Genomic DNA, 17198 nt, shown 5'->3' on the forward strand with positions numbered 1-17198 from the left:
AGGGATCTACCTGTCGACACGTCGACAGGTAGATCAGGCCAGCATCGTCCGCAGGCGGGGGGTCAGGATCTCGCGCACCCCGCCGTCGCTCTGCACCACGATCCGGGCGGCAACGTCCAGCGCCGCGATGACCCCGCAGTCCGGCCCGGCGACCGCGATCGCCGTCGCCAGCGCATCGGCCAGCATCGCGGAGGGGGCGATAACGCTGACTGACAGCACGCCGGTATCGGCCGGACAGCCGGTGCGCGGGTCGATCGAGTGGTCGCCCCGGCGATAATTGCCCGACGTCGCGACCGCCATTTCGTGCAGCGCAAGGCGCAACGGGGCGAAGGCCGCGCCCGGCGGGTCTTCGAGGTCGACCCACCACGGGTCGCCATCGGGCCGCATGCCGCGTCCGACCAGCTCGCCACCGATCTCGACCAGGCAATGCCGCACGCCCTGCATCGCCAGCAGGTCGGCGACGGCATCGACCGCATGGCCCTTGGCCACGCCCGACAGGTCGAGCGCGAGGCCGCCGGGCTGGCGCAATCGCGCGGTGGCCGGATCGAAGCGCAACCGTTGCCAGCCCGACACCCCGCGCGCCGCATCGATCGCCGCCGCTGCGGGAGGCGGGCACGGCCCCGGCGGACCATAGCCCCATAGATCGACCAGACGACCGATCGCGGGATCGAACGCGCCGTCGCTCGCATGGGCGATACGCAGCGACAGGTCGATCACCCGCGCCAGATCGTCCGGCAGCGTCGCGACGCCCCCGGGAGGCAGCGCGTTGAACCGGCAAAGCGCCGAGGCCGGGTCCCAATGGCTCGTCTGCGCGACCAGATTGATCAGACGCGCCACGATCGCGTGTCGCAACGACCCCGCCGCGCCTGCCAACGGCGGCGGCAGCGCGGCGAGCACCGTCCAGCTGGTCCCCATCGTCTCCCCGGTCCACGTCACCACCGGTGCGGCGGGGTCGTGGCTGGCCAGCGCCGCCGCCTGCGGATCGGTCGGCAGCGCGATCCGCATCAGGGGGTCATCACCTCCAGCGTGGTGACATAGGAAAGCCGCCGCCCCGTCGCGCGGGGGGCGCTGGGCTTCGCGTCCTCATAGCCTGCGCTCAGCCAGTACATTCCTGCCGCCGGCCAGTCGATCGACAGCATCCCGTCGGCACCGGTGGTCAGCTCGCGTGCACCCTCGGCATTGCGATAGCGTTTGCCACCGGGAACGACCGTCACCTTCACGCCCGGCGCCGGCCGCCCGTCGACCAGCAGCCGGAACTTCGCCGGTTCGCCCGCGACCAGTTCGTCGGGATGGGTGACGAAATCGATCTCCAGCCCCTTGCCCACGGGTTTCAGCACGGTGCGGGTCGGTTCGCCCGAGGTCACGAAAATCTCGTTGCGGTTGCCGGTCTCGACCAGCTGCACATCGGTCGCATCGGCGGGAATGTCGGCCACGGTCAGCGGCGGGCGACGCACCCCGTCCGGCCCCGGCGGGCCACCGCGTCCGCCGACGCGCTGTTCGACGCCGTTCACCTTGAAACTGCCCATCACGCCCGCCATCGCGGTGCCGATCTTCCACGTGCCCGGCTTGTCCAGCTTCACGTCGAAGACCGAGCGATAGCGCCCGGTCGCGCCGTTCTGCACCTGTCCCGGTGTGCCGTCGGGCTGCCACACCTTCACCCCCTCCAGGCGGCCGGGCTGGTGATCGGCGTAGAACAGGTCGTTCGACGCGGCGAAATCGACCGTCACCCAGCTGTCGGTGCCGGAAAAGACGGTACCCGAGGGCAGCAGCCACAACCGGTGCGCGGACACGGCGGCGGGCAGCGACAACAGGGCGGCGGCGGCAAGCAGGTGCCGGGCGAAACGGGGCATGGGCGAAGTCCTCGACAGGGTAGGGATCAGCGGGCGGCGATCGTGACCGCGCCCAGTTCGTGCGACCCGGACGCGCGGGCGGCACGCGCGGGGATGGTCAGCGGCACCTGCACCAGCTCGCGCCCGCCGGTTTCGCGCGCGGCCTCGACGTTCAGGACATAGGCGCCGGGGCGCAGGCCCGCAGGCAGCGCAATATTGTGGGTGCCGGGCGCGCGGGTCGCGCCGCTGACGCCATCGGCGGGCAATGCCATGCTGCGCCCGCCCTTGCGCCACCACGCGCGCAGGTCGGACAGCCATTTCGTCCCCGGCTCGGCCCCGGCCTTGCGGACATCATACCACAGCGCCAGCGTGCGCGCCGCGCCGCCGCCCGCCGGTTCGATCCACACCGCGACATAGGGGCGGTGATATTCGGCGACCGACAGGCGCGGGATGGTGACGCTGACCGTTCCGGCGGGCGGCGCGGGTGCGGCGGCGACGGTGGCACCGCCCAGAACCGCGAGTGACAGGATACGCATCGGGACTTCCCCTTCAGTGGATCAGAAACACGGCCAGCACGACCGGCAGCGCGATGCCGCCGGCGACCAGCGGCCAGGTGGACGGGCGGCGCTTCGCATGGAGCTGCAACAGCAACAGCCCGGTGATGGAAAACAGGACGCAGGCGATGGCGAACACGTCGATGAACCAGAACCACGCCGACCCGGCATTGCGCCCTTTGTGCAAGTCGTTGAGGTAGCTGATCCAGCCCCGGTCGGTCGTCTCGGCCCGGATCGCGCCGCTGGCGGTATCGATGCTGACCCACGCATCGCCGCCGGGGCGCGGCAGCGCGACATAGGCCTCGCCCTCCGACCATTCGACGCCGTGGCCCGCGACCGTCAGCCCGACCGCCTGTTCAACGGCAGTGGCAACTGCATCGGGCAGGGGGCCTTTCGTCGCCGCCGCGCGGGTGAGCGGACGCAGCAGCGAGGCCGGCAATTGTCCGGATCGTTCGGCGACGACCGGTTCGGCGGCGATCGTCGCCGCGTGGTTCAGCGTGATGCCGGTCACCGCGAACAGCAGCATCGCCGCCAGCGAGATGCCGGCGCTGATCCAGTGCCACGCGATCAGCTGCTTCGCCCACCAGGCGCGCCAGTTGCGGCGGCGTTTGACGGCGGCGGTCATGCGTCGGCCCAGCGGCGCAGCAGGTTGTGGTACAGCCCGGTCAGCGCCACGACCTCGCCGTCGCCCTGTCCGCGATCGGCGGCCAGCGCCTGCACCGACCGGTCGAGGTCGAACAGCAGCCGGCGTTCGCCGTCGTCGCGCACCATCGACTGGATCCAGAAAAACGCGGCGGTCCGCGTACCGCGCGTGACCGGCGTGACGCGGTGCAGGCTGGATGCGGGATACAGGACCATGTGCCCGGCGGGCAGCTTCACCGTCTGCGGCCCGAACCGGTCCTCGATCACCAGTTCTCCGCCGTCATAGCGGTCGGGGTCTTCGAGGAACAGCGTCGCCGACAAGTCGCTGCGGATGCGGAAATCGGTGCCGCGCTTCATGCGGATGGCGTTGTCGACATGCAGGGCGAACGCCTCGCCCCCTTCATACCGGTTGAACAGCGGCGGAAAGACCTTCAGCGGCAGCGCGGCGGCGATGAACAGCGGCGACCGGCCCAGCGCGTCGAGCACCATCGCCCCCGCCTCGCGTGCCGCCGCGCTGTCCTCGGGCAGCTGCCGGTTGCGCTTGGCCAGCGCCGATTGCGCGCCCGACGTCACGTTGCCGTCCACCCAGTCGCCGCCGTCGACCAGCGCCCGGACGCGGGCGAGGGCGGCGGCGTCCAGCACATCGGGTATCGCGATCAGCATCGGACGCCGCCTTTCGATGTCGGTTCGAAAAATCGCGAAAGAGCGATTTTCGCGACGGCGCCGGCCCGCTCCCCCACCCGGCCACCCATCAAGGATACGCTGTGGGTGGTCGGGTGGGGGAGCGGACCGGTGCCGCAAAATGCGTTTCGACGCATTTTCAAATCAGAAGTTGTAATAGAGGCTGAGCACCGCCTGACGCCGGTCGCCGGGCATCGCCCACCCGCCGCTGACCGCGCCGGTCGTGGCGTTCACGTTGCTGCGGATGCCGGTCAGATAGCGTTCGTCGGTGAAGTTCTGCACGTTCAGCTGCACCGTCGCCCGTTTCCCGATCGTATAGGCCAGATAGGCCCGGTGGATCAGGTAATCGTCGGCGCGGAACTGCGCCGGTTGCAGCGCCGTCGGCACGTTCAGCGCGATCGATCCCTGATAGGTCAGGCCATAGCCGACTTCGAGACCGAAGGGCAGCTTGTAGGTGGTGAACAGCGACCCCGAATGTTCGGGCGTCTGCACCAGTTGCGCGCCGGCCTGCGGGTCGCGGACCCCCAGGCCCAGATCGCGGTCGGAAATCGACTGGCGGACCTTCGCATCGAGATAGGTGTAGTTGGCGAAGATCGTCCATGCCGGGACGATCGATCCCGACAGGCCGAGCGCAATGCCGTCGACCCGTGCGCGTCCGTCGAGCACCTGCAACCCGGCGGGCAGCGCCGGATCGTTCGACGGCACGCGGTAATTGGTCCGTTCGTTGCGGAACACCGCAGCGGTCAGTTCCAGCTTGCGCCCGAACAGCGCGGCCTTCACCCCCGCTTCGATATTCTCGGCGGTTTCCGGCGCCACCGCGCACGGATCGGCCGCGCCGATGGCGGTCGGCACACCGCAGCCCAGACGCACCGTCTGCGACGAGGGCATCTTTGCCTTGCCATAGCCGGCATAGAGGCTGACCGCCTCGACCGGGTGGACCACCACCCCGCCGCGATAGGAGAACAGCCGCTCGGTCGAACGCTGCACCCGCTGTTGCAGGTCGGTCAGCGCGGTGGTGCCCGGCGGCACGACCGCCAGCGGGAGGTTGCGGAACGCGGCGTCCTGCACTTCCCAGCGGACGCCGCCGTTCAGCTCGACATAACGGCCCAGCTCCAGCGTATCGAACGCATAGACCGCCAGATTCTGCGTTTCCGACCGCGCGCGGGAGGTCACGGTCAGGTTGACCGGGCCGGTCCAGCGCGTGTCGGGGTTGCTGATCGCCAGATCCGGCGCGGTCACCGCGACCCCGGCGGCGGTGCGGACCAGGCTGCCGCTGGTGATGTGGTAATTTTCGAGCGTGCCTGACACGCCGATATTGGCGACGTTGCGTAACGCCCCCTTCGTCCCCGTCTCATGGCGCAGGTCGACCTGATCGTAGAGCAGCTCGTTCACTTGGTCGCGCGACAGGCCGCGCGGGCCGGACGGACGCCAGTTGCCGGCCGCGAGGCCCGCGGGGCAGGCGATGCCGACGGTCGCCGCCGCATTCGCGCCGACCGGCTGCAATCCGGTGGTGCCGAGGCAATAGGTGCCCTGCGGCGCGCTAGTGATGCTGGCCTGCTCGACCCGCTGCCAACGGGTCAGGTTGCGCACCGACAGATGGTCGTCGATCGCATGGCGGAACGTCGCGGTGAAACGGTCGACGGTCTGGTCCTGCCGGTCGAGATTGGCGATACCGTAATAGTCCGATCGGTCGACGCCGGGCAGCACGCCCCCGCCGATCGCGCTCTGGAAATAGGGCACGCCATAGAGTGGCGTGTTGCGATCCTCCTGATGGACATAGGCGAGCGTCAGGCTGGTCGGACCATCGATCCCGATCGTCACCGACGGCGCGATGCCCCAGCGTTCGAACTTTTCGACATCACGGCCGGGCACGCCGTTATGGTGATAGGCCCCGGTCAGCCGCACCGCGACCAGATCGGACACGCGCTTGTTGGCGTCGATCGAGGCACGATAATAGTCGTCGGTGCCGACCGAGGCCTGCGCGATCGACAGGTCCTCGACCCCCGGCACCTTAGACACCAGGTTGATCGTGCCGCCGACCGACCCCGATCCGTTGAAGACGGTGTTCGCGCCGTTATAGACCTCGATCTGCTGCAGGTTGAACGGGTCGGTGCGGCTGTACTGCGCCGAATCCCGCACCCCGTCGACGGTGATGTCGTTGGCCGCCGAATAGCCGCGCAGGTTGATCGTGTCGCCATAACCGCCGCCGCCTTCGCCCGCGCCGAAGGTGATGCCGGGAATGGTCTGCAATGCGTCGCGCAGCGTCTGGAGGTTCTGCTTGCGGATCGTCTGGTCGTTCAGGACGGTGATCGTCTGCGGGGTGTCGATCAGCGGCCCGGTCGCCTTGGGGCTTTCCAGCTTCGCCTCGGCCGCCTTCTGACCGTTGACGACGATCACGTCGCGTTCCTCGACCCGATCCTGCGTCGGCCCGGTCGGCACCGCCGGCACCACATCGCGGTCGGCAGCGACGGCGGGTGCCGATGCGATGAACCCGATGCAGGTCATCGCCAGAAAGCTCATTCGATCGGTCATGCTGGTCCCCTTTGCGGCGCCAGCTATTGCGAGTTAATCGCAGAGTCAATGCTAATGCGAACGGTTATTGCGTTTGGTGCGGGTGGTCGAGACTGCCGGTTTGAAGTCGGTTGCAGACATGATCGCCAAACTATCCGGGTGCGAAGCCGGCGGAGTGTTGCGAGCTGCTGCCTGGCAGTCCGCGATCGGTGCTGGCGACGGTGCGCCTCGCGCTATAGCATCGTGCGGGCGAAGGGTGTCGATGTGTCGACATGTCTAACGATCGAGGTGACGATATGGCAGGCAGCGTGCGCATCCTGGCCCTTCTCCTCCTGCCCCTGATCGCGGCGGCCCCCGCCCCGGCGACCGGCGTCCGCTGCCGCATCGCGGTGGAGGGCGGGCCGGTGATGGGGGGTTGGGCCGGAGGCTGCCGCGCCGGGCTGGCCGACGGACTGGGCGCGGGCCGGGTGCGGGCGGAGCTGAGAACGGGCGTGTTCGCCGGGCGCGCACGGGCCGGGCAGGCCGACTACGGCATCGTCGTGATGGACAAGGACGGATGGATGATGGTCGCAACGACGCCCGAACCGGAGCGGCCCCATCTCGACCAGGCGGCCGATACGTTCGAACATGCCTTCCAGAACAGCCTAGCCGGCGCCACCGCCGCCGCCGAGGCCCATCGCCGCGCCGGCAATGCCGCGTCGGCCCGCTATTACCGGCAGTTGCGGGTTCGGCTCATCAACGGTCAGCCAGAATAGCGCGTCAGTGCACCGTTCCTTCGGCACGGTCGACACCGATCAGCAGATCGTACAAGGCAATACTATGGTCTGCTATAGTATCGGGTACATCGGTTTTTTCTGAAACAAGGCTGAAGAAGTTGCACAGCGTCCCTGCCTGCTTGTCGATCAGGCTGACATAGCCGAACGCATAGCCCCCTTCGTACAGGGGGACGTAGAAAATCTGCCCCACGACCGGCCGGTCCCTACCGCTCATCCGCAACCTCCATGCGCGTTCATCCAGTCCAAATCAGGCGGTTATTTGCAACAAGGGTAGGCGCAGCCGATCCGAGCCGCTACCTAGACGCGTAACGATCGACAGCGGAGAGAGACCACGCATGGCGTATCGGATTGCCGAAGGATCGCTCGCCGCGCCGATGGCGTGGCAGGATCAGAGCATCAACGTGCTGCTGCCCCGCGACGCGAAGGTCATGGGCACCAGCCTGGTCATCGCCCGCGACCGGTTGCCGATGGGGATGACGTTCCAGGACTATGTGATCCAGCAGCGACAGAATTTCGCGTCGCAGCTTGCCGGGTTCGAAGCGATCGCCGACGCCCCCGGTCGCATCGACGGGCATGAGGCACATTTCATCGAACTTGCCTGGAAGACCGACGGGAAACCGATCCATCAGGTGATGGCCATGGTATTGCACAGCGACAATGCGATCCTGAACTTCACCGGGTCGATTCCGGGTGGGCTGGAGGTCGAAACGCGCGACGCGCTGGTCGCGGCGATCACCTCGTTCAGCTTCACCGCCGCATAACGGACGCGATGGCGTGACGGGACCCGCGACCCCCGCCCCGACGCCCATCGCCGACGCGAAGCTCAGCGACCTGCGCGACCGGACGGCGGCGTCGAGCAACGCCGGCACCGTTTCGGCGATCGCCACCACCGGCCATGTCGCCTCGGCCGGCATCCTTGCAGCCGGTGCCTATTCGGCCGGTGCATCGGGCGGCGTGACGGCGCTGAAATGCTTCGCCGGGCGCGTCGCCGCACCGATCGCGGGGGCGATGGCCGGGGCATGGCTGGCCGAAGCGGTCCATGCGGACGAAGGGGCGTTCTGGGTCGCGCAGCAGTTCGGCGCGAAACGCATCGCATCGCCCGGACCACAGCCCGCGCATATCGAACACCAGATCGCGCACGACAACACCTTCAACGGCCTGCTTGCCGGGATCGCGGCCGGCATCGTCGTCGGCGCGGTGGTGGCGGTCAGCGCGGCGGCGATCATCGGCACGGCGGGCATGGCGGCGCCACTGGTGGGCGCGGCGGTCGCGTTCGGCGCGGGCGCGGCGGGCGGCTTCGTCACCTCCGCCATCGCCGGCGCCGGTGCCAAGACCGCCACCCTGTCCGGCCCGATCAACACCGGGTCCCCCAACGTGTTCCTCGAGGGGAAGAAGGCCGCGCGCGTCACCGACACCGCCGCCTGTACCAAGCATCCCGGCACCCCGCCCTCCGCGATCATCGAGGGTAGCGAGACGATCTACATCAACAGCCTGCCCATGGCGCGGATCGGCCACAAGCTGTCGTGCGACGCCGTGGTGCAGGAAGGGTGCACGACGATCTTCGCCGACAACACCACTGGCAGCTATGGCACGCCCGATGCCGCGCTGTCGGTCGCCGAACAGCTGCTGCTGTCGGTCGCCGAGGTCGCGGGCATGCGGTCGGCGACGCGCAAGGGCGGGCTGCTCGATGGCCCGCTGCGCCGGCTGTTCGGCGAGCCGGTCGATGTCGTCACCGGCGACTATGCCGATGCGCGCACCGATTTCGAATATCCGGGGCTGCTGCCGCTGCGCCTCGATCGCACCTATCCCGGCAGGATGCGGGTCGAAGGGGCGCTGGGCCCGCGCTGGATCTGCAACTGGTCGCAGCGGCTGCTGCTCGACATGGCGGCGGGGACCGCGCTGCTGGAGGATGCCGGGGGACAGCGGCTGCTGTTCGCGATCGGCAACGACGCCCATGTCGACGCCCGCCACCTGAAGGCGCCCTATTACCACCTGACCGGCACGCGCGATGCCTTGCGCCTCTATGACAGCCGCAGCCAGCACTTCCTGTGGTTCGCGCCGACCCGCGATCCCGCGATGCTGTTGCTGGCCGGAATCGAGGATCGCAACGGCAACCGCATCGCCTTTTCCCGCGATGCCGAGGGGCGGCTGCGCGAGGTGCGCGCGCCCGACGGCACCAGCTTTCGCATCGACACCACGCCGCAGGGCTGGATCACCGCGCTGTGGATGGAGGGCGAGCGCGAACCCGTCGTCCGCTATCGCTATGACGCAGGCGGGCAACTGCTCGACGTGCTGGGCGCGTTCACCGGCGAGTTTCATTATCGCTATTCGCGCGAAGGCTGGCTGAACGCGTGGCAGGACAGCGGCCCGACCAGGGTCGAGATCCTGTACGACGCGGCCGGGCGGGTGACCGGCACGCGTACCGGCGACGGCATGTTCGACGACCGGTTCCTCTATTTCCCGGAACAGCGCCTCTCGCGCTATGTCGATGCGACCGGCGCGGTCACCAGCTTCCGTTACGACGCGAACAACCTGGTGGTCGAGGAGGTCGATCCGCTCGGCGCGCGCACGATCAGCGAATGGGACGCGCTGGAGCGGCTGCAGCGCCGCCTCGACCCCGCCGGCCGCGAAACCCGCTTCGCCTATGACGGCGACGGCCGGCTGATCGCGCAGACCGACTGGGCCGGGCGCAGCGCGGCGTGGCGCTATGATAGGTGGGGGGCGCTGGTGGCGTTCGCCGGGCCGGACGGTAGCGCGCACTATATCCGTGACGCCGCCGGCAACATCACGGCATGGACCGGCACCGACGGTACCAGGGGCACCGCCCGCTACGACGAACGCGGCGCGCTGGTCGAGGAGAGCGTCGCCGGCGCGGGCACCACCCGCTATGAAAACGATGCGGCCGGTCGCCCGGTCGCCCGCCACGACCCGCCGTCCGCCACCGGCGCGGCGCGGGTCACCCGCTATCGCTGGGACCGGTTCGGGCGGCTGCTCGACCATAGCGATCCGGCCGGGCGCACCAGCAGCTGGTCCTATGACCGTTCGCCCGACAATCCGCGCGGCGCGGTCAGCCGCACGCGCATGCCCGATGGCGGCGAAATCCGCTTCGCCTATGACGGCGAAGGACTGCTCGCCGCGCGCATCCGGGGCGACGGACAGACGACGCGCTTCGTCCATGGCGCGTTCGATACGCTGCGCCAGACGATCGATCCGATGGGGGCCACCACCCGCTTCGGCTATGACGGCACCGGCCGCCTGACGACGATCACCGATGCGACCGGGCAGGCGTGGCGCTTCCGCTACGATGCCGCCGGACGGCTAGCGGCGCAGATCGACTGGGCCGGGCGCGAGACGCAGTATAGCCGCGACGCGATCGGCCGGGTGCTGGCCAAGCGGATGCCGGATGCGACCGAACAGCATTTCGAATGGGACGACCGCGACCGCATCGTCCGCGTGATCGCCGGCAGCGATGCGATCACCTATCGCTATGACGATGCCGACCGGCTGACCGGCGCCACGACATGGCAGCTGGACGGCACGCCCCGCCGGATCGCCGACGTCACGCTCCGCTATGACGGCAAGGGCCGGCTGATCGCCGAAGAGCAGAACGGCATCGCCGTCACCTATCGCTATGACGATGCCGGGCGCTGCATCGGCCGGACCAGCCCCAGCGGCGAAACCGCGCTGCAGTTCGACGATGCCGGGCTGCTGCGCCGGTACGACAGCAACGGCCACACGCTGCGCTTCGCCCATGACCCCAGTGGACTGGAAACGCTGCGCGAGACGGCGGCGCTGGGCACCCGCACCGCGTTTCAGCTGGCGCAGTCCTATGACCCGGCCGGTCGCCTCGCTGAACAGCGCGCCGGGGGCGTCGCGGTCTTTTCGGGCACGCGCGCGGCGCCGGACGCGCTGCTGCGCCGCTATGACTGGGATCGCACCGGGCGGCTGACCGGGATCGCCGATGGCGGATCGGTGGCGGGCACGGGCGAGACCCGCTTCCACTACGACCTGCGCGACCAGGCGGTCGGCGTCGAGCGCGGCGGGATGCGCGAGGCGTATCGCTACGACGCGCTGATGAACCTTGCCGAAGGATTGGCCGGCGAGCACCGCTACTGGCACGATTGCGTGGTCGAGGCGGGCGCCAATCGCTTCCGCTACGACGCGCGCGGGCGGATGGTCGAACGCATCCTGTCCGAACATGGCTTTCGCCCGCGCTGCTGGCGCTATCGCTGGGACGGGTTCGACCGGTTGGTCGGGCTGGAGACGCCCGACGGCGCGCGCTGGCGCTACAGCTACGACGCGTTCGGCCGGCGCGTGGGCAAGGCGCTGGTCGGCGGCGGTGACGCTCCGGGCACGCGGCGGGTCGACTATGTGTGGCAGGGCATTTCGCTAGCCGAGGCATGGCACCATGCGGGCGGCGAGGATGGGCAGGACCGCCTGTCGATCGAACGCTGGCACTTCGAACCCGGTGGCCTGCGCCCGCTCGCCAAGGAGCTGGTGCCTGCCGGGGCCGATGCGCAACCGCTTGCCGCCGAAGGCGAATGGCTCCCGATCGTCGCCGACCAGCTGGGCGCGCCGCACGCGCTGTTCGGCGAGGATGGCGCGTGCCGCTGGCGCGCCGAGCCGGAATTATGGGGTCGCACCCGCACCGCCCGCGCCCTGCTGCGCGACCGGCGGGAGGGGGGCGATGCGGACGAGGCGACACCCTGCGCGCTGCGCTTTCCGGGGCAATGGGAGGACGCGGAAAGCGGGCTGCATTATAACCTCAACCGCTATTACGACCCCGACACCGGCCAGTATCTCTCGCCCGACCCGATCGGCGTGGACGGCGGGCTGCGCACCCATGCCTATGTCCATGATCCGTTGCGGTGGATGGACCCCGATGGCTTGGCGCGCTGCACCGCAAGCACCCGCGACGTCATCACGCGCGGGCCGAACAACGAGATCACCAGCGTCAAGGGAACGATCCATCCGTCAGATATCGGGACGGGCACCAACACCAATGCCTCCTCGCGCGCTTGGGCACGCTCGCTCGGAAACGCAACGGATGATGCCGGACATTCGCGCGGTAGCAATTTAGGCGGCAGCGGCGGCAAGGATTATGTCTGGCCGCAAGATCCCCATTACAATCGGGGCCAGTTCAGAGACTTTGAGTCAAGAATTGCTAATTACGTCAGAAAAACTAATCAGCCGGTTAACTTCGAACAAAATTATCAATATGGCAATGGAGGAACCAGGCCAACAGCTGTAGAATATAATATTTACGATACTCAGGGATCACCATTATTTTCAGGAATATTTCCTAATTAGGAAAAATTATGACAGAACAAGAAATATCCCTGCTCTACCGCAAGTTTTCTTCAGAAATGAAGGAGTGGAATGACAAATTTTATCTTCTGATGAAGGAAAATGCTGCATCTGTTATGGATCAGGCGATCGGCGAACTGAGTCCGATCTTCGATACCTACGTTTGGGAAGACGCAAAGCGGAGGGATGAGCGGTTGAATAAACCATCCACCCACAAACCCTGCGATTACGACCCGGAAAGCAACACAATCGAAGATATCGAATTATCAGGGAGCAAGGCAACAATAAGGATTCAAACGCATGCGGGATTCAGAGACACATTTCGGTACACATTTACCAATAAAAATGAGTGCTGGAAGCTTTATAAGCGAGAAATATTAGATGATGAATCTGGCAAGTGGAAAATTCATCATATATGAAATATGATAGCGCAATAATGGTGCATTAACCCGGCACGACCTGATGATCTACGCCGAAGTAGCCCGGAACTTCTTCCGCGCAGGCGCGGAGGCAGGCGTGGCGATCGACTTGTCTCTCCCCGAACATACAATTGATCGTGCCATTTTCGACGTGCAGCACTTGCCTTTCTGCTGGGATAATGACGCATTGGCGGCAGGCGTGATTGCCCCCTGTTCCTGATCGAACGGGCGTTGGGGAAGGACGATCAATGGATTGGGACGCAATCGAAAACGAGCTCATCCAAGCCGTACAACAGGCATTCGACCGTTTGCGAATTCTAACGGTTCACGAACAACTATATGCTCTTTGCCTCTCCGTATCCGAAGATGGGATGGGTATCGGTCTGAATGCAAATACCGATCCCTTCCTCAATCAAAAAATATCTGAGGAACGGGCAATTGAGGAAATAACGCTGCAGGACGAAAGCTACTTTCGCTGGTCTTCGGCAGAATGGCGTTTCGAAGGGGTCGGCAACGAATTTTTTCAACCTTTGAACAATGAGCTTACTGAAGCTCTATTGCGTGACGAACAGCAAGAAATCAGCTTCGAAAAATTGATCGACGCCATGATTGAGGCACTTCGCCACCTGCGTGACGCGCGGGGTCATGCGTTGAAAGGCGTTACGCTCTTCGTCACCATAACCGATAGCGACGAGACGGAGGCAATCGAGAACCGATCTGCCGCCGACCTCAACGCACCGGACGTCGCCCAGGCCTTTATTTCCCGGTTCGGCTAGGGTCGACCAATCCGACCTCGCCATCCCGCCACCCTCATCGCAGCAAATTCGCCCGCGCCAGCTCGATCACCTCGTCCCCGCGCCCGCTCATGATCGCGCGCAGCGTGTAGAGGCTGAAGCCCTTGACCTGTTCCGCCTTGATCTTGGGTGGCATGGCCAGTTCCATCGTCTCGGTCACGACATCGACAAGCGCCGGGCCGTCATGGGCAAAAGCCTGCCGCAGCACGTCCTCCAGTTCGTCCGATCGCGTCACGCGGGCGCCGAAAAAGCCCATCTGCGCCGCGATCGCGCCGAAATCGGGGTTTTTCAGCGCGACATTGGTGTCGACATAGCCCGCCGCCTTCTGCTCCAGCTCGACAAAGCCCAAGGTCGAATTGTTGAACACGACGATCTTGATCGGCAGCGCCATCTGCACCGCGGTCAGCATGTCGCCCATCAACATCGTCAGCCCGCCATCGCCCGACAGCGACACGACCTGCCGCCCCGGAAACGCCGCCTGCACGCCCATCGCCTGCGGCATCGCGTTCGCCATCGACCCGTGGTTGAACGATCCGATCAGCCGCCGCTGGCCATTCATCGTCAGGTAGCGCGCCGCCCATACCGCCGGGGTGCCGACATCGACGGTGAACGCCGCATCGTCGGCCGCGACCGCATCGATCACCCGCGCGACATATTGCGGGTGGAGCGGCTTGTCCCCGTCGCGCGGGGTGGCGAGGTCGTCGAGGCCCTTGCGCGCATCGGCATAATGCGCCCGCGCCTTGGTCAGAAAACCCTCGTCGCGGCCGGGCGCGATCAGCGGGGTGAGCGCCGCCGCCGCTTCGCCCACATCGCCGACGATGCCGATGTCGATCTGCACCCGCCGCCCCAGCGCCGAGGGGTCACGGTCGACCTGCGCGACCTTCGCCTTGTCCGGATAGAAGTTGCGATAGGGGAAATCGGTGCCGAGCATCAGCAGCGTGTCGCACTCCATCATCGCGTGATAGCCCGACGAAAAGCCGATCAGCCCGGTCATGCCGACATCGTACGGATTGTCCCACTCGATCCATTCCTTGCCCCGATAGGCGTGGACGATCGGCGCCTTCAGCTTCGCCGCCAGCGCGACCACCGCGTCATGCGCCCCCGCCACCCCCGCGCCGCACAGCAGGGTCACCGCCTGCGATCCGTTCAGCAATTCGGCCAGACGCTCGATTTCGCCGGCCTGCGGCACGATGCGCGGGGGGAGGGGGGCGGCGAAGTCGGCGCGCGCGGTCTTCGGCGCGTCCTTCAGCGCCACATCGCCCGGGATCACCAGCACCGCCACGCCCTGCTGCCCGATCGCGGTGCGCAGCGCCCGGTGGAGCAGTTCGGGCAGTTGTTCGGGGGTCTGCACCATCTCGCAGAAATGGCTGCATTCGCGGAACAGCTCGGTCGGGTGCGTCTCCTGGAAATAGTTCAGGCCGATCTCGCTCGACGGGATATGCGCGGCGATGGCCAGCACCGGCACGCGGTTGCGCTGGCAATCGAACAGCCCGTTGATGAGGTGCAGATTGCCCGGCCCGCAGCTCCCCGCGCATACCGCCAGCTTGCCCGTCGCGGCGGCCTCCGCGCCCGCCGAAAAGGCGGCGACCTCTTCGTGGCGGACGTGCATCCAGTCGATCTGGCCCGAGCGGCGCAGACTGTCGTTGATCGCGTTCAAACTGTCCCCGGTCACGCCCCAGATGCGCTCGACGCCGGCGGCGATCAGCGTGTCGGTGATGAGGTCGGCGATCTGCATGGGTGGTCCTTCGCGAAACGGGTTCGGGAGGGGAAACCGGCGACGACGCGATTGGCTTCGTGCGAAGTGTGCAAGATCGGTTGCGAAACCAACGCAACGCCTTCCCCGCCTCGACGGTTCAGCGCCTGCGGCAACCGTAGTGGGGTGGAATGGGCAAGCGACAATCGGGCTGGGAACGCCACGTAATCGACCTGACCGGGCCGCAGAGCCATGTGCTGGTGATGGAACCGGGGGTCGGGTCGCTGTCGATCGGGCCGGCATCGCCCGGCCGGCGGGTCGACCTGGTGGTCGCGGCGGACGATCGGATCGACTGGCACGTCTTCGACCCATTTCGCACGCTCTCCGATTATCCGTGGCCGCGCTTCATCACCTATGCCGGCAGCGATGGCGGACTGTTCGACCGGGCATGCACCCGCAGAATCGAGGATGCGACATGGGTCCCGCTGCTGACCGGGGACCGGACGATCGATGCGCGCGATTCCCGGCTCCACAAGCTAAGGCTGCGCCTGACCGAACCGGGCGGTCGGCTGCACCTGATCCTGCCCGACCGGTCGGCATCGCCGCATTTCGAACTGCGGGTGGAAGGCGATCTTTCGCGGTTGTCGTGCGAGGGGGTGCCGCCGAAATATCTGACCCTGGCCCCCGCCACCCGGCGACGCGCGGCCGACCCACCGCTCGAACTGCCCGCTCTGGGAGCGCTGGAACAGGTCGAGCGCCTGACGCTGTGGAACGACCCGCTGGTGCAGCCGGTGTCGTTGCGCGGCCTTGCCCGCTTCCCGAACCTGCGCTCGCTGACGCTCAGGGGCGAGATCGCCGATCTCGACCGGCTTGTCGATCATCCGCGGCTGACGGGCCTTGAGCTTCGCGACATGCCCGACCTCAGTGGCCTGCCGCCGCTCACCACCTGGCCCGATCTGGACGGCTTCGTCGCGACCGATATCGACGATGGCGTCGGCAAGCGCCTGCGCCGCGAACTGAACGCCCGCGCCAGGCAACGGCCGTTCGCCCATCACACCCGGATCGCGCAACTGCGTAAGCCCGAATGGTGGGCGCGCGAATATGGTCGGCCGTTCGCCGCATGGCCGCCGCGCCGGGCGAAGATCGCCAATGCCGCGTTCGACACCGCACAGGCCGCGATCGCGGCGGCGACGTCGCTGGCTGAAGTTCAGGCGGCGATCACCGCCTTTGCCGCGCATTTCAACACGGTGAAGGGGATCGAAACCACCGAGCGCGAGGCGCTGGCGGACGCGGTGTGGCAGCTGGGCCGTGCCGATGCGGCGACGGCGCTGGGCACCACCGACGCGCTGGCGCTGCAATGGTTCGATGCCGCGCGGGATTATTAGCGCCCGGCCGTTACCCCAGCGTGCAGACCTTCTGCACGATGCCCTCCGGCTCCCGATACGTCCGAAAGCCCATCGCCTCGTAATAGCGTAGCGCGCCGGCGTTATCGGCCGCGATATAGGCGTCGATCTTGGTCAGCCCCGCCGCCTGTGCCGCCGCGCGGGTGGCGTGGAACAGTTCGGCGCCCACGCCCCGCCGGTGCGCGGACGGGGCGATATGGGTGCCGATGATGCCCCAGCCCGGCGGCACGGCGTAGCGATTGCCCGCCTCCGCCCGGACCAGCGACTGGAACCCCATGACCGCGCCCGTCGCATCGACCGCCACCGTGCAGGCGATGCTCGCCGGGTTGGCGATATAGTGGCGGGTGACGAACGCCACGTCGTTCGGCCGTTCGCGGCCGGTCTGCGCGATGATCGCGCGCAGCACGCGGTGCATGGCTTCCGCGTCCGCGATCGCTGCCCTTCGTGTCTCCATACCCCCTCCCGATACGCGATGTATTACAATGGTGTGTCGTTCGGGCAACATATCGTTACAATATGGCAATACCTGAATAGCCCTGCTTTACTCGGGTGGCACACTCGAACATCTGTCGCGCATGACGCGGCGATG

General features: G+C 67.0%; 16 protein-coding genes. 7 read left to right on the plus strand and 9 right to left on the minus strand.

The features are described 5' to 3' along the window. Window positions 1–33: 33 nt before the first annotated feature. The 6 genes from AVT10_RS10965 to AVT10_RS10990 form a co-directional block, all read right to left on the minus strand. Window positions 34–1005, minus strand: coding sequence for an FAD:protein FMN transferase (locus AVT10_RS10965; RefSeq protein WP_232307979.1), 972 nt, complete (start codon window positions 1003–1005; stop codon window positions 34–36). Next, entirely contained in the window at window positions 1005–1850 is an 846-nt protein-coding gene (locus AVT10_RS10970) for a DUF4198 domain-containing protein (RefSeq protein ID WP_066690980.1), read from the minus strand. The genes AVT10_RS10965 and AVT10_RS10970 overlap by 1 nt, the downstream gene beginning before the upstream one ends. A 26-nt stretch (window positions 1851–1876) precedes the next feature. Then, window positions 1877–2365, minus strand: a complete 489-nt coding sequence (locus AVT10_RS10975) for a DUF2271 domain-containing protein (RefSeq protein WP_066690983.1) — start codon at window positions 2363–2365, stop codon at window positions 1877–1879. 13 nt (window positions 2366–2378) lie between these two features. Further along, entirely contained in the window at window positions 2379–3008 is a 630-nt protein-coding gene (locus tag AVT10_RS10980) for a PepSY-associated TM helix domain-containing protein (protein ID WP_066690990.1), read from the minus strand. After that, window positions 3005–3688: a Fe2+-dependent dioxygenase gene (locus AVT10_RS10985; RefSeq protein WP_066690992.1), complete on the minus strand. Its 684-nt coding sequence runs from the start codon at window positions 3686–3688 to the stop codon at window positions 3005–3007. Before AVT10_RS10985 ends, AVT10_RS10980 begins: the two co-directional genes overlap by 4 nt. Window positions 3689–3850: 162 nt before the next feature. After that, window positions 3851–6238, minus strand: coding sequence for a TonB-dependent receptor (locus tag AVT10_RS10990; protein ID WP_066690994.1), 2388 nt, complete (start codon window positions 6236–6238; stop codon window positions 3851–3853). A gap of 251 nt (window positions 6239–6489) precedes the next feature. Here AVT10_RS10990 and AVT10_RS10995 point away from each other — a divergent pair, with 251 nt between their 5' ends. Continuing rightward, a complete protein-coding gene (locus tag AVT10_RS10995; RefSeq protein ID WP_232307980.1) occupies window positions 6490–6972 on the plus strand; it encodes a hypothetical protein in 483 nt (160 codons plus the stop codon). A 4-nt stretch (window positions 6973–6976) separates the two neighbouring features. Here the strand turns inward: AVT10_RS10995 and AVT10_RS11000 are convergent, their stop codons facing one another. Beyond that, window positions 6977–7207, minus strand: coding sequence for a hypothetical protein (locus tag AVT10_RS11000; RefSeq protein WP_066691012.1), 231 nt, complete (start codon window positions 7205–7207; stop codon window positions 6977–6979). A 121-nt stretch (window positions 7208–7328) separates the two neighbouring features. On the opposite strand from AVT10_RS11000, the gene AVT10_RS11005 reads away from it, so the two are divergent. Genes AVT10_RS11005 through AVT10_RS11015 form a run of 5 tightly spaced genes read left to right on the plus strand, consistent with a single transcriptional unit; the run spans window position 7329 to window position 13495 of the window. After that, window positions 7329–7754, plus strand: a complete 426-nt coding sequence (locus tag AVT10_RS11005; protein ID WP_066691013.1) for a DUF1795 domain-containing protein — start codon at window positions 7329–7331, stop codon at window positions 7752–7754. 13 nt (window positions 7755–7767) lie between these two features. Beyond that, window positions 7768–12303, plus strand: a complete 4536-nt coding sequence (locus AVT10_RS11010; protein WP_066691015.1) for an RHS repeat-associated core domain-containing protein — start codon at window positions 7768–7770, stop codon at window positions 12301–12303. An 8-nt stretch (window positions 12304–12311) separates the two neighbouring features. Then, the gene (locus AVT10_RS17830) at window positions 12312–12719 is read left to right on the plus strand and encodes an NTF2 fold immunity protein (protein WP_084401607.1); all 408 of its coding nucleotides are present in this window, start codon (window positions 12312–12314) and stop codon (window positions 12717–12719) included. Window positions 12720–12762: 43 nt separating this feature from the next. Then, window positions 12763–12939: a hypothetical protein gene (locus tag AVT10_RS18260; protein ID WP_157092752.1), complete on the plus strand. Its 177-nt coding sequence runs from the start codon at window positions 12763–12765 to the stop codon at window positions 12937–12939. A 28-nt stretch (window positions 12940–12967) separates the two neighbouring features. Then, window positions 12968–13495: a DUF4303 domain-containing protein gene (locus tag AVT10_RS11015; protein ID WP_066691018.1), complete on the plus strand. Its 528-nt coding sequence runs from the start codon at window positions 12968–12970 to the stop codon at window positions 13493–13495. Between the two features lie 34 nt (window positions 13496–13529). Here the strand turns inward: AVT10_RS11015 and poxB are convergent, their stop codons facing one another. Further along, window positions 13530–15248 carry a ubiquinone-dependent pyruvate dehydrogenase gene (gene poxB, locus AVT10_RS11020; protein WP_066691021.1) on the minus strand — a complete coding sequence of 573 codons (1719 nt, stop codon included), beginning with the start codon at window positions 15246–15248 and terminating at the stop codon, window positions 13530–13532. A gap of 149 nt (window positions 15249–15397) precedes the next feature. On the opposite strand from poxB, the gene AVT10_RS11025 reads away from it, so the two are divergent. Next, window positions 15398–16591, plus strand: coding sequence for a hypothetical protein (locus AVT10_RS11025; RefSeq protein ID WP_066691023.1), 1194 nt, complete (start codon window positions 15398–15400; stop codon window positions 16589–16591). 10 nt (window positions 16592–16601) lie between these two features. Here the strand turns inward: AVT10_RS11025 and AVT10_RS11030 are convergent, their stop codons facing one another. Beyond that, window positions 16602–17114, minus strand: a complete 513-nt coding sequence (locus tag AVT10_RS11030; protein ID WP_332307342.1) for a GNAT family N-acetyltransferase — start codon at window positions 17112–17114, stop codon at window positions 16602–16604. Window positions 17115–17198: the final 84 nt, after the last annotated feature.

It is taken from the genome of Sphingomonas hankookensis (genome assembly GCF_001619955.1).
In the GTDB taxonomy this organism is placed as follows: domain Bacteria; phylum Pseudomonadota; class Alphaproteobacteria; order Sphingomonadales; family Sphingomonadaceae; genus Sphingomonas; species Sphingomonas hankookensis_A.